The 17577-nt window shown below is 42.6% G+C and carries 17 protein-coding genes and 1 pseudogene; 12 read left to right on the top strand and 6 right to left on the bottom strand.

Annotated elements, in window-relative coordinates; all coding sequences use genetic code 11:
* Window positions 1-2 precede the first annotated feature (2 nt).
* The 6 genes and pseudogenes from NHH16_RS15670 to NHH16_RS12360 form a co-directional block, all read left to right on the top strand.
* Window positions 3-1457: pseudogene (locus NHH16_RS15670) on the top strand (alpha-L-rhamnosidase-related protein); the annotation flags it as partial.
* Between the two features lie 9 nt (window positions 1458-1466).
* On the top strand, window positions 1467-2132 hold the full coding sequence (gene pgmB / locus NHH16_RS15740) for a beta-phosphoglucomutase (protein ID WP_262069956.1): 666 nt from the start codon (window positions 1467-1469) through the stop codon (window positions 2130-2132).
* Window positions 2133-2267: 135 nt separating this feature from the next.
* Window positions 2268-3827 carry a DUF6034 family protein gene (locus tag NHH16_RS12375; protein ID WP_262069922.1) on the top strand — a complete coding sequence of 520 codons (1560 nt, stop codon included), beginning with the start codon at window positions 2268-2270 and terminating at the stop codon, window positions 3825-3827.
* A 2-nt stretch (window positions 3828-3829) separates the two neighbouring features.
* Entirely contained in the window at window positions 3830-4597 is a 768-nt protein-coding gene (locus NHH16_RS12370; protein ID WP_262069921.1) for a hypothetical protein, read from the top strand.
* Entirely contained in the window at window positions 4590-5474 is an 885-nt protein-coding gene (locus NHH16_RS12365) for a hypothetical protein (protein ID WP_262069920.1), read from the top strand. The genes NHH16_RS12370 and NHH16_RS12365 overlap by 8 nt, the downstream gene beginning before the upstream one ends.
* 29 nt (window positions 5475-5503) lie before the next feature.
* On the top strand, window positions 5504-6133 hold the full coding sequence (locus NHH16_RS12360; protein ID WP_262069919.1) for an ATP-binding cassette domain-containing protein: 630 nt from the start codon (window positions 5504-5506) through the stop codon (window positions 6131-6133).
* Between the two features lie 54 nt (window positions 6134-6187).
* Here NHH16_RS12360 and NHH16_RS12355 read toward each other — a convergent pair whose 3' ends face one another.
* Genes NHH16_RS12355 through NHH16_RS12345 form a run of 3 tightly spaced genes read right to left on the bottom strand, consistent with a single transcriptional unit; the run spans window position 6188 to window position 9739 of the window.
* The gene (locus NHH16_RS12355) at window positions 6188-8257 is read right to left on the bottom strand and encodes a penicillin-binding transpeptidase domain-containing protein (protein ID WP_262069918.1); all 2070 of its coding nucleotides are present in this window, start codon (window positions 8255-8257) and stop codon (window positions 6188-6190) included.
* A 35-nt stretch (window positions 8258-8292) separates the two neighbouring features.
* On the bottom strand, window positions 8293-9156 hold the full coding sequence (locus NHH16_RS12350; RefSeq protein WP_262069917.1) for a nucleotidyl transferase AbiEii/AbiGii toxin family protein: 864 nt from the start codon (window positions 9154-9156) through the stop codon (window positions 8293-8295).
* 1 nt (window position 9157) lies between these two features.
* Window positions 9158-9739, bottom strand: a complete 582-nt coding sequence (locus tag NHH16_RS12345) for a type IV toxin-antitoxin system AbiEi family antitoxin domain-containing protein (RefSeq protein WP_262069916.1) — start codon at window positions 9737-9739, stop codon at window positions 9158-9160.
* 138 nt (window positions 9740-9877) lie between these two features.
* Here NHH16_RS12345 and NHH16_RS12340 point away from each other — a divergent pair, with 138 nt between their 5' ends.
* The 3 genes from NHH16_RS12340 to NHH16_RS12330 all read left to right on the top strand — a co-directional run bounded on the left by NHH16_RS12340 (window position 9878) and on the right by NHH16_RS12330 (window position 12254).
* The gene (locus NHH16_RS12340; RefSeq protein ID WP_262069915.1) at window positions 9878-10903 is read left to right on the top strand and encodes a threonine aldolase family protein; all 1026 of its coding nucleotides are present in this window, start codon (window positions 9878-9880) and stop codon (window positions 10901-10903) included.
* 11 nt (window positions 10904-10914) lie between these two features.
* Window positions 10915-11385 carry a MazG family protein gene (locus NHH16_RS12335; RefSeq protein ID WP_262069914.1) on the top strand — a complete coding sequence of 157 codons (471 nt, stop codon included), beginning with the start codon at window positions 10915-10917 and terminating at the stop codon, window positions 11383-11385.
* A 71-nt stretch (window positions 11386-11456) separates the two neighbouring features.
* Entirely contained in the window at window positions 11457-12254 is a 798-nt protein-coding gene (locus NHH16_RS12330; protein ID WP_262069955.1) for a deoxyribonuclease IV, read from the top strand.
* Here the strand turns inward: NHH16_RS12330 and NHH16_RS12325 are convergent.
* Window positions 12219-12821 (bottom strand): VanZ family protein, encoded by a 603-nt coding sequence (locus NHH16_RS12325; RefSeq protein ID WP_262069913.1) that lies wholly within the window; start codon window positions 12819-12821, stop codon window positions 12219-12221. The genes NHH16_RS12330 and NHH16_RS12325 overlap by 36 nt on opposite strands.
* Window positions 12822-12919: 98 nt before the next feature.
* Between NHH16_RS12325 and NHH16_RS12320 the strand changes: the two genes are divergently transcribed.
* Complete coding sequence (locus NHH16_RS12320) at window positions 12920-13150, top strand: hypothetical protein (protein WP_262069912.1); 231 nt, start codon at window positions 12920-12922, stop codon at window positions 13148-13150.
* Window positions 13123-13491: a DUF2085 domain-containing protein gene (locus NHH16_RS12315; RefSeq protein WP_262069911.1), complete on the top strand. Its 369-nt coding sequence runs from the start codon at window positions 13123-13125 to the stop codon at window positions 13489-13491. The genes NHH16_RS12320 and NHH16_RS12315 overlap by 28 nt, the downstream gene beginning before the upstream one ends.
* Before the next feature lie 35 nt (window positions 13492-13526).
* Here the strand turns inward: NHH16_RS12315 and NHH16_RS12310 are convergent, their stop codons facing one another.
* Together NHH16_RS12310 and NHH16_RS12305 are read right to left on the bottom strand one after the other, a co-directional pair.
* A complete protein-coding gene (locus tag NHH16_RS12310) occupies window positions 13527-13730 on the bottom strand; it encodes a cold-shock protein (protein ID WP_262069910.1) in 204 nt (67 codons plus the stop codon).
* Window positions 13731-13905: 175 nt separating this feature from the next.
* Complete coding sequence (locus NHH16_RS12305; RefSeq protein ID WP_262069909.1) at window positions 13906-16086, bottom strand: hybrid sensor histidine kinase/response regulator; 2181 nt, start codon at window positions 16084-16086, stop codon at window positions 13906-13908.
* Window positions 16087-16364: 278 nt separating this feature from the next.
* Here NHH16_RS12305 and NHH16_RS12300 point away from each other — a divergent pair, with 278 nt between their 5' ends.
* Window positions 16365-17465: a glycerol dehydrogenase gene (locus tag NHH16_RS12300; protein ID WP_262069908.1), complete on the top strand. Its 1101-nt coding sequence runs from the start codon at window positions 16365-16367 to the stop codon at window positions 17463-17465.
* Window positions 17466-17577 lie beyond the last annotated feature (112 nt).

Below are 17577 nucleotides of genomic sequence, written 5' to 3'. Positions count from 1 at the left end.
GCGTGATCAAAAAAAGGACAGACAAGGAAACATATATTGCTAAGGCACAGCAGCTTAAACCGAAAATATACACTACGAAGATACAACCAATCACAGGTGTTCCCAGCAAAGAGTTAAAACGAGGGGATACAATAGTGTTTGATTTTGGTAATCATTACGTAGGAAAGGTGCGTATAGGTTTTCATGCTGTTGGTAGTCATCAGGATGCGCCGGCTTTTATAAAGATTAAGTTTTGTGAAGCAGCCAGGGAATTAGAGGAAGACTCTAGGGATTACGATGGGTGGATTAGTAAGGGATGGATTCAGGAAGAGTGGCTTCATATAGATGTACTACCAACTATGATGGCCCTCCCAAGGCGTTACGCTTTTCGCTATATCAAGATTGATGTCCTTGACGTATCTTCGAAGTATTCACTGGTAGTGGACCACGTCCAGGCAGAAACCTATACTGCCGCTGAGGATGATAAAGTAGAGTCTCTTAAGGGGAATCAAAGAGAGCAAAAGATAGACAATATTGCCTTGCGGACACTTCGTAATTGCATGCAAGATGTTTTTGAGGATGGTCCTAAACGGGATCGACGTCTTTGGATAGGAGATTTACGTTTACAAGCCCTTGTCAATTATTCTAGTTATCAGCAGAATGATTTGGTTAAACGCTGCCTTTATCTTTTTGCAGGAACGACCAATGAGGAAGGACGAGTGTGTGCTTGCGTCTTTACTGAGCCAGAGGTGATAGGAGACGATACCTATATGTTTGACTACTCCTTTTTTTTCATATCGACGCTTTTGAATTACTTAGAAGCAACAAATGATGTAGAGACAGGTAGAGAGCTATTGCCAGTAGCTAGGCGTCAGGTAGAATTAAGTCGAGCGTATTTTGACAGTAACCATTTGGTGCGAGATTCGGATCAGTTAGGTTGGTGCTTTATTGATTGGAACTTGCGATTGAATAAGCAAGTAGGTGCACAGGCAGTCTATATCTATTGTGAAAAACAACTCATCCAGTTATACAAGTTGTTAGGGAATAATGAAGGTGTTAACGAATTAGAGCAGGATGTTAAGGCCAAGGAAGAAGCGGCGAAGCGATATTTATTCGATGAGAAGACGGGTCTTTTTGTTAGTGGAACAAGCAGGCAAGTGTCTTATGCCGGACAAGCCTGGATGGTGTTAGCAGGGGTCTTTGACGAAGAAAAGAATAAAAAAATCCTCGATAAGGTACAAAGCTATCAAAATGCAGAACCAATGGTAACCCCCTATATGTACCATCACTTTGTAGAGGCTCTTATACAAGCTGGGCAAAGACAACAAGCATATGAGTGGATGGTGAAATATTGGGGTGGAATGGTAGAAGAAGGGGCGGATACTTTCTACGAGTTATTTAATCCGAAAAATCCTACAGAATCACCCTATGGGTCGAGTATTGTAAATAGTTATTGTCATGCTTGGAGTTGTACCCCTACTTGGTTTATGCGTCACCATCACCTTGTACAAACTAAGGAAAAGAAAGGGATTATCTTTGATTTAGATGGAGTGCTCGTCTTTACCGATCAATATCACTATTTAGCATGGAAACAGTTGGCCGATGAGCTTGGAGTCTATTTTGATGAAAAGATTAATAATCGCCTCCGCGGAGTCAGCCGTATGGATAGCTTGGAAATAATTCTTGAGCGGTATCAGGGCGAGCCGCTGAATCAAGTACAAAAAAGTGAATTAGCCGAGAAGAAGAATGAGATTTATCGTAATATGTTGCAACAGATGAGACCGGCGAATGTATCTGCAGAGGTTCGGAGCTGCTTGAAGGAGCTTCGCCGCAGAGGATTTCGCTTAGCTATCGGCTCTTCTAGTAAAAACGCCAAGCTGATTTTGGAGAAAGTTGATTTACTAGGGGCGTTTCAAGCGATTTCTGATGGTACGAATATTAATCAATCAAAACCAAGTCCAGAAGTATTCCTTAAAGCAGCGGAGTTTCTTAGGCTAGAACCTGAAGAGTGCTACGTTGTAGAAGATGCAAAAGTGGGAATAGATGCAGCTAAAGCGGGAGGCATGATAGGGATTGGCATCGGAGATGCAGCTACATATGAGAAAGCGGATATGAAAGTGAATTCTTTTTCAGAAATACTTTCCGTGATTTAATAAACAACCTTAGGCGTGTGCTTAAGGTTGTTTGCTTTTTAATTTTTTTTGGCTCGATATTTTGTAGAAGGCAAGGTACAATTAAAGAAAGGGGATATTGCGGTAGCGTGCTTGACGAGTGAAGGGAGAGAGTCTATGGTAGATAATCGAAATCACCGAAATCTTAGAGTGAAAATAATGAGCGTAAGTATTTTAATCATTAGCCTAATGTTAGTGGCATGTCAGAAAACACCCTCTGAGAAAGTCGTAGTAGATAAGTCAGAAGGGTTGCCGGAAGAAAGTGTCATTCCGGTAGAGAAAAATAAGATAGCAAAAGATTTGGGTGTTCCTAAGCACTGGCAAGAGACGTTATACCGAAATGAGGGTTTTATTACTTTAGAAGCGGACTATGAGATGAAGATACCGGAGATTTATAATACTCCGGTTTACGCATATGAAATACGCACGATGGACCAAGAGCTACTTGAGCAGCTATGCGCATATTTTTCTGAAGGAAAGCCCTTATATAAATCCCAGGAGCTGACAAAAAGTGAGCTTCAAAATGAGCGAGAGCAGATTGCCAAGGGTGCGGGCAATTGGGGGTATTATCCAGAGGATAATCGTAATAACGCTTTAGCGAAGATAGATGCACAAATTGAAAATGCCAAAGAGCAACGAGGGGAGCGTCAATATATTGAGGCAAAGCTAACGGCACCGGAGCCGTTAGGAACAGAAATAATAGGAAAACCGTCGCATAATGGGGCAAATCGCCCTCGGAATTTTTCTTGGTATTACGATACCGAGAAGCCAATTGGTTTTACTGCTAGAATAGAGAAAGGGCAAGTTCTCGATCCAGTGGTGCGGGCGATTAGCTATGACGATGAGATAGGAAGCACGACGGCTTTTGTCTACCGACAAGGAACTTTTATCGATGAAAAGGAGCTGGAACAAGAGCAGGCTTTAGATAGTGCTTTTGATCATGGAAGAGGAGAGTATTTGCATTATCTGGCAAGCGGGCTAGATCAGGCGGATGATAGCGCCTTTACCAGTGACCAGGCCATTGCTTCTGCTAAGCGTGTTCTTGAAGAGCTAGAAATCGAAGGGATGGCGGTGGCTGAGTGTGTGAAGGCATTCGGTTCAAGTGAAAGCGAAAGCTTTGCTGGTGTAGTTGATGATGGATCGTCAAAAAGTCATGGTTACGCCGTCTATATTTCGCCAAAAGCAGGTGACGTAGTGGGCTATTCTTTGCCCTTTGCCGCTAGGCAAGGGAATGAGCTAAGTGAAGTAACGTATGCGCCGTCTTTTCGCACGGCTAATATCCGCATTATTGTTACGGAAGCAGGGGTGAAGTCCTTTGAGTGGGAAGATATTTCTAGGAAAAAGGACGTGATTGCTGAGAATACAAAACTTCTTCACTTTGATAAGATTAAAGAAAAGCTGGCGGATCATTTGCTGTATGCCCAGGTGGCTAAGTTAGGCGGAATGGACTCAGAAGGCTATGAAAATATCTATACTGTTAACAATGTACAGTTACGAGCCGCCAATATTGAAGCATATAATGATCCGGAAGCGGCTTGGCTGGTGCCGGTTTGGGTCTTTGATGTTGCCTATGTGTCAACCTATACGTCGGCAGGGGAGACGGAAACATATCTATCGAATATAGAGACAGTGGTGTTAAATGCCATAGATGGTGGGTTTATTCGGGTGAAAATGTAAGGGTGATGAAGATGAAGCGGATGTTTTGCGTAGAGGGCAAAAGAGGCTTATTTTCTACCGGCCTCTACCTAGGTCTTTTTAGTCTTACCATCGGTGGCTGGCTTACCACCGTAGGCGTTATGGACACTTTGACAGAGGTTAACTATTTTGCAGGAAAGGTTCGAGCATTCGAGTCTTTCCTGCTTGTGCTACGCACAGAACTGTTCGCTTTCTTAATTCCGATTGCATGTACCTTAGCTCTTAGTACGTCTTATTTAGATGATTTACAAAGTGGTGCATTGCCTTATATTTTGCTACGTACAACGAAAAGAGATTATAAATGGTCGAAGGTGATTGGTTGTGGCTTGTTTGGTTTTATAACCGTGCTTCTTGCGAGCGTGCTAGTACTCATTCTAGCTCTTATTCACAATCCACCAAATAGTGAAGAGTTAAAGCTGATGGAGGCAATGCCGGTTGACTACTATCTTTTGCTTCTGCAGACGCTTTTGCTCCGCTGTTTGAATGGTTCCTTTTATGCCTTATTAGGCGGGGCGATTGCTGCCTTTGTGAAGAATCGTTATATGGCGTATGGAGCACCTTTTATCTTCTATTACGTTGTCTCGACTTTAAGTAGTGCTTACTTGGGAAAGATCTGGCTAATTAATCCGAAAGAGTGGATGCTGGCCGAGTTATCCTCGCCTACACAAGTACTGATGGTTCTACTTATTTTAAATACTGTTGTCATTGTTGGCTATGGGAAGATGATTGAGAGAAGATGGGAAAATGACTAATATGCGAGTAGTGCTTTCGATAACAAAGATGAATTTTCTAGAATGGAAGAGAAATCCACGAATCATTACGGCCTTTGTCTTGGCCTTTACTTTTTGCGTGATGCTATCGGGAAAGGCACTGATGTTTGCAAAGAGTTATGGTACCTTTATGCAGATATTTGAGCCATTCGTATGGGCTTTTGGTGATGCAAAGTCAATAATGCTGGCGTCGTTGCTACTGATTTTCTTCTTTATGGATATGCCCTTTGTCAATGAAGCGACTCCGTACTATCTACTGCGTATCAACCGGCGTATATGGATTAGTGCTCAGCTTCTATATGTTGGGCTAGTGACGATCATTTATATGTGTTTTCTGTTAGGTGTTTTTTGCCTTATCTGTGCCCCGATTTCGTTCGTGGGAAATATGTGGAGCGAAACCGGAGCCTTGCTAGGTTATTCAGGAGTGGGAACGGATATTGCCCTACCAGCTTCGGTAAAAGCGATGGAGATATCAAGTCCTTATCAGTGTGTTTTGACCATCTTTCTTTTGATGTTGCTTTATACACTACTAGGAGCGACGTTAATGATGGTGTTTAATTTATTGAAAAACAAGTTTGGCGGAGTTTTGAGCGTCTTTGCTCTGAATCTTTATGGCTTGCTTTTGAATCCACAGTCGATTCGACGAGTCCTGGATATTCCAGAGAACTTACAGTATAAGGCAAATGTGCTTTGCGGCTGGATTTCACCACTCAATCACGCCACTTATTACATGCACAATTTCGGTTATGATTTGTTGCCGAGAATGTGGCAGAGTTATTTACTTTTTGCCGTGTTAATCCTGATAAATATTGTTCTGATTACTATCTTAGCCAAAAAATATCAATTCAACTTTTTGTAGGGCGTGTAAAGCGCAGGAGGAGTGGTGAAATGATTAAAGTTGAGAACTTGAAGAAAACGTTCCGAGAAGAAGAGATTTTAAAAGGGATTTCTTGCGAATTTAAAAAAGGGGAAACCCATGCGGTAATCGGTAATAACGGTTCTGGGAAAAGCGTATTCTTTAAGTGTATATGCGGATTTATAAAGCCTACGGCAGGGCGTATCTATGTAAACGGCAAAGAAATCGGAAAGGATATAGATTTTCCTGAATCCGTAGGGGCGATTATTGAAAGGCCAGGATTTCTTCAGCATTTATCCGGTTTCAAAAATCTGAAATTATTAGCACAGATTAGATGCGTGATTACCGAGGAGCGGATAAAAGAATGTCTCATACGCGTTGGTCTTGACCCGACTTCTAAAAAAGCGGTTGGAAAATATTCCATGGGGATGAAACAGCGGTTAGGAATTGTGCAAGCAATTATGGAAGATCCTGATCTTCTAATACTGGATGAACCCTTTAATGGCCTTGATAAGGAAGGGGTGAAAGAAATTCGTCAGTTGATTGAAGAGCTTAAAGAAGCCGGTAAGACAATTATGTTAACTAGCCATAACAGTGAGGATATCACGTTACTTGCGGATTATGTGTGGGAGATGGATGCAGGAAGGTTAACAAGACAATAATAAAACCGGTAGGAGTTAGAGAGGTTCTAATTCCTACCGGTTTTACATGTATAACTATTGCATATACTGGGCTAAGACTTCGTCGGTTTTATTGACAACATAAGAACTGCCACCCCGGTCCTTTACATCTTCAACCATAGAGACCATTAGGAGGGCGTTGGTATGGTCTCTATTGATAGTAAAGATATTAAACCATCCTAGTTCAGTGCCGCTAGTGTCGCTTTGACTGGTTTTGATTTCGGCAGTGCCGGTTTTGCCAGCAAAAGTAGCGCCGTGGGTATTGATAACCGCCGAACTGTTTTCGGAGATAACGCTTGCTAAGTTGCTTTTGATTAGCTCCGCTACTTCTGGAGAAAAGGCATTTTCAAGCCATGGCTGACTTTGCTTATCGAAGCTATCAAGCACGGGCTTTACCATGATTCCGCTATTTAGGAAAGCCGAATAGATGGAGGCCATATGCAGAGGGTTTACTAGCATCTGAGCTTGTCCGTAACCGCTGTTTGCCAGATCGGTCTCGGTAGACAGGATTCCGTAACTAGAGGTCTCCATCTTAATGGGAAAGTCTAGTTCCTTATCAAAGCCGATATTATCAAGTCCTTTCGTAAAATCGTCTTTACCGATTTGCATAGCCGCCTTCGCGAAATAAATGTTGTCTGAGTAAATCAGCCCATTGCTTAGGTTGGCAGCACCTGAATATTCTACCAAAGTGGTAATACTAAAATTTCCCCAGTTGCTGTCTTTTTGCCATGAGAGACCACTATGACCTAGATCAGCATTTGGGTCTAACTTACCGGAATTCACACCGATAGCTCCCGTTATCGGTTTAAAGGTGGAACCAGGAACCCAAGTCGCGCGAAAGCGATTGAACATAGGCTTATTGGGATCGTCATTCAGGGCATTCCACTTGGCCTCGCTTAGACCGAGAACCATCAGGTTGACATCATAGCTTGGCGTACTGACGAGGGCAAGTACTTCGCCGGTATAGGGATTCATTGCCACTGAGGCAGCTTTATCACTGGCAAAGCTATTGTATATTTGTCGTTGTAAATTAGCATCAATGGTAGTTGTGATACTTTCTGCAGGTACGATCAGCTTGCTTGCGAGAACTTGCTTTTCGTCGCCGTCTTTATTGGCAATCCAGATTTTGCAGCCGTCTTCACCCTTTAGCTGTTCTTCGTATAGGTATTCTAGACCGCTTTTACCGATGTAGCTGTTTTGTCCATAGCCTTCACCAGCATGTTTTTCCAAATCCTCAGCGGTTACTTTCTGGACGTATCCAGTTAGCAAAGCAGCGCTTTCTCCCAGTGGGTAGATGCGCTCGGTTACGGTATTAATCAGCACCCCCGGTACTTCAAGGAGATGTTGGTGAAAAAGAGCATCGGCATCTTCTGACGCGAGGGCATGTTCATAGTCACCTTGGTACTTTTTGATTTTTTTGATCGGAACGAAGGAGTCGTCATTAACCCAGGAAGCCGAAAGTTTATCCTCGATGGAAGTGACAGGGATTTCGAGTAAGTCAGCCACTTTTTGCATTCCTTCTTTGTTATCTTTATTCATCTTGCCCGGGACAAAACCCACCTCAGACACTTCGCCTTGAGTCGCTAAAAGGGCACCGTTTCGGTCGCGAATGTCGCCTCTAGGAGCCTCTTCGGCAGCTATCTGCACTTTGTCATCTGCGGTTAATTCTGGAAAAATCAGCGAGTCTGTCCACTTGATTTTATAGTCATTATCTTCTTTAACAAGATCTACTTGGTTATCAAAAGCGATTTCATTAGCGCTCGTTAGGAGAGTGGTGTGATAGCTTAGGACATCTTCATCATCAGCAAGAGAAAGCTCACTTATCGTTACTTTTGTGGTGCCGATACCCTCGTAGATGTTTTGATTACGAGAGATAAAATCCTCTTTACTAACCTGCTTTTGGCTGTCTTTAGAAAGTAGCGACCACATTTTTTCGTAATCGTTCTTTTCGATTGCGGTCATATAGGCTTTCAAAACCTGTTTCTTTTGCTCGGCTGGATTACCGAAAAGATGGAATTTTTGAACGGCTAAGATTCCCCCGACAATTAGTAGAACTATTAGTAGTGCACTTAGTATTAGGATTATGTGTTTTCTTTTGGATTTCATTAATTTCTCCTAGTGGATTAAAGGGAATAGTTTCGTTAAACGGTTTGCAAATCTTTTGTGATTTGTTCAAAAAAATCACTGCTCCATATATTGAGTACAGACGGGTCGCGTATAAATGGAGCAACGTCTTCCTTTGCCTGTAGGTAATCGATTTTCTTAAATCTGTCACAAAGCATATCTCGGATTATGTTTGCATTGAAAGGATCTTTTTCCTTGATGTGGCCAGATTGTAGAAGCCTTTCTCTTAGGTGCTTTTCATTTACGGCGATTCCTCGCGAACGATAAAATATAAAATCATATAAGTCACGACCTTTCGTTCGATTCTTCCAAGAGCGACCGATTACAGCATGTATTTTTCCTGCAAACAAAGAGGGCTCATCATACAGATTGACTTCATAAGGTACGGGTTGCAGTCGATACTTACGTTCAAACGTTGCGAATTTTGGTGGATTAACATCAACTTCAAACTTTATTTTTATTACTTCATTTTTAGGAATACTTGAAAAAGCACTATCTTCTGGATAAAACATTAAAAGGTGTTCTTTCGTGTTTCCTTTTAGAAAGGCTGATTGAATATCTGAATCCTTAGTTTTCTTTTTAGTGTTTATCTGAACCCTAAGTCCGTAAGATTGAATTTCCTTCTCTAATATCGGAAAGTATGAAGACAGATTAAAATCAGGGTCAGCATCTATAAGAGAAAAATCTAAATCTTCGGAAAATCGATCTAAGCCATAAAAAATGCGAAGTGCAGTACCGCCATAGAAGGCAGCATGGGCGAAAAAATCTGCTCGGCTTAAGCCGCAGAGCACAATTTCTTGCATAACTTCTTTTAGTACATTTTTTTGCTCGAATATTGTAGGGGCATCGTATGCCGTAATCATTTGTTCAATCAGATTCATTTTACAACCTCTTTATTAATTCATATAATCTCTTAACATTAGTGCTTCCATACTTTTTTGAAAGATCGCGTATGTCTTCTTGATTAAGTGTTTCCAAATCTTGTTTATCTATTCTTAGATTTTCGAATAGATGGGCCTGCATATCCTTATAATTTGATAAAGGACTAGTTTTATACAGTTGATCACACAGGGCTTTTTCAGGAGAAGCGATTTTATATGAGTAATTGTTCTCTTTTACAATTTGTACACCATAAGGATAGACACTTTCAGGAATATCGCGGTACGTATAGGTTCCAAATGGAGTAGAGTAAGTTTTCCGTTTTCTTTTTTTGAAGGTAGCTGATGTATATGTGTAAACGGCTTCAGGAATCAGTCCGTGGTAAGATAAGGCAAATTCAAAAGATAGATATGAAGGACCATAGATACTTTCAGCGAGCAAGTATCCAGGAGTGGTTCGTTCCGTTTCATATAACCCCCTTACAATAGGGATATATTCTTTTCTCTTGACTAACCTCGCCAATTTATCAGCTGGACTTGAGAAGTCTTTAAGTTCATCTAAGATCATTGCAGTGGTTTTTATCATATTTTCACCTCGTAATCGTATTTTAATCGACTTTGTGGAGAAAATCAATGAATTAATAAAAAATAAGGTAAGTTATCCCTTTTCGACGATTCTAGTAGTATAATGGTTGCAGATGATTTTGAGAAGGAGAGGCAAAAGATGATTCTATTTACAAGTGATTATACGGAAGGCGCTCATCCAGCGATCGTGGAGAAGCTGGCCAGCACAAATATGGAACAAACGGTAGGTTATGGCGAGGATGCGTACTGTGAGGAGGCGAGAGGCTATATTCGCAGAGAGTGCGGAAGAGAAGATGTGGATGTTCACTTTCTCGTTGGTGGCACCCAGACCAATATGACGGTTATTTCTGCAGCTCTGCGCCCTCATCAAGGGGTGCTTTCAGCAGAAAGCGGTCACATCAATGTTCATGAGAGTGGCGCGATTGAGTCTTATGGACATAAGGTGCTGAGTATTCCTAGTGCCGATGGAAAGATTACGGCTAGTCAGGTAAAAGAGGCGTGTATCAGTCACAGGGAAGACGATTCCTTTGAGCATATGGTACAGCCGAAGATGGTCTATATTTCGCATCCGACGGAACTGGGAACGCTGTATACGAAAGCCGAGCTAGTAGCTCTTCGGGAAGTATGCGATGCGTATGATTTGTACTTATTTGTTGATGGTGCTCGGCTGGGGTATGGGCTGATGGCGCCTGGAAGTGATGTTAGGTTAGCGGATTTGGCCAGACTGTGTGATGTGTTTTATATAGGCGGGACGAAAGTGGGAGCGCTTTTTGGTGAAGCGGTGGTGATTACAAGGGAAGAACTAAAAAAAGACTTTCGTTATATCATCAAGCAAAAGGGTGGCATGTTAGCCAAAGGCCGTCTTCTGGGTATTCAGTTTGCAGAATTATTCCGTGAGGATTTATACTACCAGATTTCTGGCCATGGTATTTCAATGGCGATGAAGCTAAAGGAAGGATTTCTGGAAAAGGGCTATAAACTATTTATCGAAAGCGATACCAATCAGCAGTTTATCATTATTCCTGATGAGAAGTTAGAGGCGTTAAAGGAGAAATTTGTCTTTACTTACTGGCAGCGCCTAGATGACAAAACTAGCGTGATCCGTATCTGTACGAGTTGGACCACAAAAGAAGCAGCCGTTGATGCTTTGTTAGCAGAAATATAAGGAGAAAGAGAATGACAGAATTTGAAAAGCTTGAAGAGATTATCGCTAGATTAAGGGCGGTCGATGGTTGTCCTTGGGATAGGGAGCAGACTCACGAGAGCCTAAAGCCGGCGTGTATCGAAGAGGCTGCCGAGGTGATCTGTGGAATCGATATTTTAACGGACACGGGTAATGCCGATAACTTAAAAGAAGAGCTAGGCGATTTGCTTTTGCAGGTGGTTATGCACGCGAGAATAGCCGAGGAAGAAGGACTATTCACTATGGATGACGTGATTCGTGGACTTAGTGAAAAGATGGTTCGTCGCCATCCCCATGTGTTTGGCGAGAAGGAATTATCGGGAAGCGAAGAAGTTCTAGAAAGCTGGGCTCAGATTAAGGAGCAAGAAAAGCAGGGCAAAGAGTGGATGGAATCCTATCTGCCAGAAGCGTTTACCCAAGCACAGGCACTAATCGATAAGGCGAGAGAGCGGAAAGGACTATAAACACTTTGAAAAACAATCAGCAGCAATTTACCATCGGGTGTCACTTATCGTCTTCGAAAGGATTTCTTCATATGGGGAAAGAGGCTATTAGCATTGGCGCCAATACCTTTCAGTTCTTTACGAGAAACCCTCGGGGAAGTAAAGCGAAGCCCATCGATGAAGAAGATGTTAGAAATTATCAGGAGTATGCAAAAGCAAACGGGATTCACACCATCCTCGCTCACGCGCCTTACACTCTAAACCCAGCCTCAGCAGATAAAAAAGTTCGCGATTTTGCGTATCTTACTATCGCCGATGACCTTAAGAGAATGGAGTACGTACCGGGAAATTATTACAATTTTCATCCCGGTTCCCATACGACTCAGACGAGGGAAGCGGGCATGGAAAACATTATTCAGTTACTAAATGATGTGATGTACCCAGAGATGAGGACCACAGTTCTCTTAGAAACCATGGCCGGAAAGGGTACGGAAATCGGCCGTACGTTTGAAGAATTGGCAGCGATTATCGAGAAAATCCAGTTGAAAGACCGAATCGGTGTCTGTCTAGATACCTGCCATATCTTTGATGGCGGTTATGACATAAAGGAGCATTTAGAACAGGTGATTGAAGAATTCGATCAGACCATCGGCCTTGATAAGTTAAAGGCCCTTCACTTAAATGACAGTAAGAATCCTTTTTCCAGTCATAAGGATCGACACGAGAAGCTAGGAGAAGGTTCCCTTGGCAGCACTACGTTTGTTAATATCATTAACCACCCGCGCTTACAGGGAATACCTTGCTACTTAGAGACGCCGAATGAGCTAGCTGGCTATCAAAAGGAGATTGCGTTTTTAAGGAATGAGTATCGCAGCGCGCCAGTTATATAAGAAGAAATTACAAAGTAGCATAGCAAAGAGCAGTAAAGGGGCTTCCCCTTTGATGCCCCATTTCTCTCGGTACATAACCGGTCCCTTTCGGCGAAAAAGCTTATAGAAAAGGGTGTAGATACAATAGCCGATGATACACCCTAAGGTATTGGCGATTAAGTCATCGATATCTGTAACGCGGCGATTGAGAAGCTGAGAGAGCTCGATGAATAAAGAGAAACTAAAGCCTGTCAGCAGGACTTTTAAAAAGTCCATGTTTCGCCAGATAAAGGGCAATAAGAAGCCTAAGGGGACGAACATGAAGATATTGAGAGTATAAGTAAGGTAGCCGATTGAGGTAAAGGGAATTAGCTGAACCTCCTCAAGGCGAATAATCTCACCGAACTTTCCGAAATCATAGATCGTACCGACACCGGTAACGGAAAGGACCATGCTGATGTAGATGATAAAAAGCGTAATTTTAATAAATTTGGCTACGGGATATCTAGGTTTTTTCCTAGAGAGGGAAATAAAAAATATAATTAAGGCTGGCACCACCAGCACACTGTAGCGATAGAATAAAGACATTAGACACCTCCTCGTATTGATGTTAATTTTACGGGAAGACTCTTAATATAGATGCAATAAAATATTAATATTTTTTGAAGAAAAGGGAGAGTAAATAAATGATATGTCCTAAATGTGGAAGTAATCACGTTACCACTCAGGTGGTAACCGAAACAATAACGAATGAAAAGGAAAAGGGATTTGGTTGGATTAAGGCTTGTCTCGGCTATCTGCTTTTTAGTGTACCGGGAATCCTCTGCGGACTATGCGGTATGGGCAAGAGAAGAAGGAGTACGCGTACCAATTCCCGAGTGGTGCATTTATGTCAAAATTGCGGCAATCAGTTTTAGAATTTATTAGGACGATCGGGAATCACAGCGGCTGCCATCAACTGCCAGAGCGAAGCTTCTTTTACAAAGGAAAGCAGTTTCCGGTATGTGCGCGGTGCACAGGTGTGACAATAGGGCAGATAATCGCCGTAATCGTAGCAGTGTTTATCAGAGTTCCCGTTAACGTATCCTTGGGTCTGCTAGGCCTGATGGGTATTGATTGGGGCCTGCAAGAACTACATATTAAAGAGTCCAGTAATCGACGCCGTCTGCTAACGGGAATCGGCGGTGGATTTGGTATCTTTAGTCTATACATTATGATATTTCGCCATATCTTTACACGAAAAAAAGCCACCACCTAGATAATCTAAGTGATGGCTTCTTTTTTAGTTTAAGCTTACGCTACTACTACGTTAACTGCCTGAGGGCCACGAGCGCCTTCAGTTACGTCGTAGGTTACAGCCTGTCCGTCTTCAAGAGTCTTGAATCCGTCCATTGCAAGACCTGTGAAGTGTACGAATACTTCTTCTTTAGTCTCGTCGTTAGAAATAAAACCAAATCCTTTTGTTCCATTAAACCATTTTACTGTACCTTTATTCATTGAAAGATACCTCCATTTTTTTATTTGTTATTTTATAGAAAGGCAAATCCGCGCAGCTCTTTGCCTTCGCGAAAAAAAACACATGTACGTAAATCTGTGAAGAGTGATTTACATACATGTGAATCAAGACTTTACTTAAAATACTTGTCAAGTGTATCACGTCCTGAGAGAAACGTCAATCTAAATAATCAGCCAAAGTGCTAAAGAATTTATTTATCTCTAAAGGCTTTGATAAATGAGCGTTCATACCAGCGACTAAACTCCTGCGAACGTCCTCATTAAAAGCGTTAGCCGTCATGGCGACAATCGGTAAAGAGTCTTTATCGGCGCCGGGCAGTTGTCTAATTAAAGTGGTGGCTTCTAGGCCATCCATTTCTGGCATTTGAATATCCATCAGTACTAAATCGGGAAGCGTCTTCGCGCTTTCAATATAAGTCAAGGCCTCTTTGCCGTTTTCGGCCACGTCGAAGCTAGCTCCGGTTTCCGCTAATAGGTGAGCAATGATTTCTTGGTTAATTTTGATATCCTCGGCAATTAAGACCAGTTTATTTTGCCAGTGGTAAGTTCGGTCCTTACTCTTAGTCGTTTCTTCTTGTTCATCCACAAGCGGGCTGCCCCAAGCAACGGGGATTTCGAAGATAAAGGAAGAACCTTCGCCGGGAGTGCTTTCAATCCAAATCTTACCGTCCATCATTTCGATTAGACGCTTACAGATAGAAAGACCGAGGCCGCTGCCACCAAAGCGTCTGGAGATACTGCCGTCCGCTTGTTCAAAGGAATCAAAGAGGCTGTCCATTTGATCTTCGGCAACGCCAATTCCCGTATCGATAACGGCTACCCGCAGGCAGGAATGGTTATCATCTACTGGCGTATTGTCAACCTGCAGCGTAATGGTGCCGCCATCCGGTGTAAATTTATTGGCATTGCCAATTAAGTTCATAATTACTTGCGAGAGACGAAGCTCATCGCCGATTAGGAGCCGACTTGGTAAACCGTTCATCGCCGTTTCATAGTGCTGAACTTTTTCGCCCATCCGTACATTCATAATACTACCGATGCGTTCAACCATTTTTTCGAAATTAAAGGGAGCGTTCTCGAGTTCTAGTTTATCAGCTTCGATCTTCGACATATCGAGAATATCATTCAAAAGTTGTAGTAGCTGGGTAGAAGCATCCTTTACCTTTAAGAGATGGTCTTTTCGCTGCTCCTCGTCTCTAGCTCTAAGGGCTAATTCGGTCATACCGATAACGGCATTCATCGGCGTACGAATTTCGTGACTCATGCGAGAAAGAAAGTCGCCTTTAGCTTTGGAGCTTTCAAGAGCATCTTCGCGATCGGCATTTAGCTTACCGAAAGCTTCGTTTCTCGAAATAGAAGAAGCGATAACCAGCGCACCCGCCGACATGATTTCCCGTTCGTCAGCCGTATGGGTGCGCCCTTCATTTAAGAAATCAAATTCAATGGTGCCCCAGAACTCACCGTTTAAGAATAAAGGTAAGATCATTAGGCTACCCAGGGTCTCATCTTTATAGTTGGTGCTAACAGCATTTTCTAGGAGAACATCCCATTCGGAAGTTGGCTTTAAGCGGTATTCGGTCCACTTAGGAAAAAGGTCCGCGTAGTCGATCCGCTCATCGGTACCAGCAAAGCGACTAGGGGCAATCCTTGTCCACTCTACGCGGTGGAAAGTAAAGAGCTTGTCGTCTCTTACGCAGTTGCGCCAAACCTGAACCCGGTCAGCGAGAATACTTTCACCAAGAATCTGCAGGGCGTTTTTCAGGACCTTTTCGTAATCCTGGTTAAAACCACCGACAATCATTCGTGCCGAGCGATTAGCGGCTCTTAGCATTCGGTTTTGGTCTTCTAGTTGGGCGTGAGGGGAGTTAAGGGCAATTTTACGATTATCTTCTTCTAATAACACATTCTGTTCTTCCAGCCATTTCTCACGGCTCATATCAGAGCTCAGACCGATTAAGCGGACGATCTTTCCTGTTTTATCTCGCTGGGCAACAGCCATATGTTCGGAAATCCACACGAGGCTACTGTCTTTGCGAATCATGCGATATTCTGCGTGATAGTAGTCAGCCTCACCGGTAATCAAACGCTGTAGATGAGTTTCCATCAAGGGTTGGTCCTCTTCACAGGTCAGCATCATCTTTGTGTTTACAGAGTGAGGAAGTTCACCAGGCTCGTAACCAGCGAGCTTAGTGAGTGCGTTGTTGAGTAGAATCTCTCCTGAAGAGACATTTATATTAATGAGGCCAACGCCGGCTAGTTCGCATAACGTCTCTAGTTCGGTAATAGACATTTGCGAAGTCAGCAGCTTTAAGTTTTTCCCATTCAACTTAATTTCCATAATCTTCCCCCTTGATAAGCATATGTAATAAATATACCATAAAACACTTATTTTCGATATGGTTAGTTTCAGTCTTTTTCTATTTCGCTTGCAAAACTGAAAATAATTTTTGTCTAAAAGAGAGCTAAAGGTGAAAATGCACAAAAATAATTAAAATAATTGTTAAAATTATAGAAAATAAAAATAAACAGAAAGATATATTGAAAATTATTTTTAAAATGTTATTATGATAAGCAAATAACTGAAAATAATTTTTATTAACGGAGGGAAAGGAAATTATGGTTGGTCAGACAACGAGAGCATTTGGAAGTCCATTGCGTTATATTCAAGGACCTGGTGAGTTTAACTGCTTGCCAGAATACACCAAGGGTTATGGAAGAGCATGTGTTGTAATTGATGGGTTTTTATACCCGGAACTGAGTAGTCGCATAAAGGAAGCGTATCAAAAGGCCGGAAGCGAAGTAACGACAGTGTGTTTTGAAGGTGAATGTTGCCAAGAAGAAATCGAGCGAATCAACGAGGTAATTAGAAATGAGCAAGCGGGGGTGCTGGTTGGTGTTGGCGGTGGTAAGACCCTTGACGCAGCTAAATTGTGTTCGGATTCACTGGAGCTGCCAGTGATTATCGTTCCGTCTTCCGCATCTACAGATGCTCCCGTAAGTGAAATCGCAGTTCTGTATACCAAGGACGGAGAATACATTGGCTCACAGAAGATGAAGAGCAATGCTGCTCTTGTGCTGGTGGATACAGAGATAATTGTTAAGGCACCTAAGCGATTATTTGTCGCGGGAATTGGTGACGCCCTAGCAACCTGGTTCGAGGCTCATGCCTGTGAGGCTTCAGATGCCCCCAACTATATCGGCACGGGATATCGGCGATGTAAAGCGGGAATGGCGATTGCCGATGCTTGTTTAGAGATTCTCTTTACCGATGGGGATGAGGCCATGAGGGCTTTAGAAAGTGGTACCGTCACCGAGGCCTTCGAGAATGTAGTTGAAGCGAACATTCTCCTTAGTGGTTTGGGCTTCCTTAACACGGGTCTAGCGACTGCTCACGGTATTCATTCTGGTTTGACAGCGCTTCCAGAAACCCATAAGTATCTTCATGGTGAAAAAGTCGCCTTTGGGTTGGTTTGTCAAATGGTGCTAGAGAATACGCCGGCTGAATTAATGGATAAAGTAATGCTATTAATGGCTCGCATTGGGTTACCAATCTCCTTACAGCAATTGGGAGTGGAAGCGACTCATGAAAATATTATGGCGATTGCCCAGAAGACCGTAGAAGGCCCCCTGGTACATCATGAAAACTTTCCGGTGGATCTGGACTTGGTTTATAACGCGATTGTTATGGCAGATAAGTTGGCGGACAAATACAAATAGATAGTAGGAAGAGGAAATGAAATGAGCAACATTTATGATGTAATCATCCTCGGCGCTGGTCCTGCTGGTTTAGCAGCAGGACTCTACGCCGGTAGAAGTCGCCTGAGTACTT

The organism is Ohessyouella blattaphilus (genome assembly GCF_024721265.1).
Lineage (GTDB): Bacteria > Bacillota > Clostridia > Lachnospirales > Lachnospiraceae > Aequitasia > Aequitasia blattaphilus_A.
The sequence above is the reverse complement of the archived record's forward strand: the minus strand, read 5'-3'. Positions and strand labels throughout refer to the sequence as shown.